This window comes from Klebsiella sp. 10982 (genome assembly GCF_048589245.1).
In the GTDB taxonomy this organism is placed as follows: Bacteria; Pseudomonadota; Gammaproteobacteria; order Enterobacterales; family Enterobacteriaceae; genus Klebsiella; species Klebsiella quasivariicola.
This window is the reverse complement of the sequence record NZ_JBMAXV010000137.1, coordinates 1-688: the sequence shown is the minus strand read 5'-3', so window position 1 is coordinate 688 and position 688 is coordinate 1. Positions and strand designations below refer to the sequence as shown.

The following is a 688-nucleotide window of genomic DNA, read 5'->3' as shown; positions in this document are numbered from 1 at the left end:
ATTACCGATGTCGTCCTGCGCGACGCCCACCAGTCCCTGTTCGCCACCCGTCTGCGTCTCGACGATATGCTGCCCGTTGCCGCTGCGCTCGACGACGTCGGCTACCGCTCGCTGGAGTGCTGGGGCGGCGCCACCTTTGACGCCTGCATCCGCTTTCTCGGCGAGGACCCGTGGGTCCGCCTGCGCGAGCTCAAAAAGGCGATGCCGAAGACCCCGCTGCAGATGCTGCTCCGCGGCCAGAACCTGCTCGGCTACCGCCACTACGCCGACGACGTGGTGGAGCGCTTTGTCGAACGCGCCGTCAAAAACGGCATGGACGTCTTCCGCGTCTTCGACGCCATGAACGACCCGCGCAACATGAAAGCCGCCCTGCAGGCGGTCCGCCGCCACGGCGCCCACGCCCAGGGCACGCTTTCGTACACCACCAGCCCGGCGCACACCCTGCAGACCTGGCTCGACCTCACCGAACAGCTGCTGGAGACCGGCGTCGACTCCGTCGCCATCAAGGACATGTCCGGTATCCTGACGCCGGGGGCGGCGTATGAGCTGGTCAGTGAAATCAAAAAACGCTACGACGTCACCCTGCACCTGCACTGTCATGCCACCACCGGCATGGCGGAGATGGCCCTGCTGAAGGCCATTGAAGCCGGGGTCGACGGCGTGGATACGGCGATTTCGTCCATGAGCG

At 65.8% G+C, this 688-nt stretch carries 1 protein-coding gene; it reads left to right on the top strand.

What is annotated here, in order from left to right:
- Nucleotides 1-688, top strand: a 688-nt coding sequence (locus ACKLKD_RS27950) for a pyruvate carboxylase subunit B (RefSeq protein WP_260851208.1), incomplete at both ends; no start/stop codon positions are given.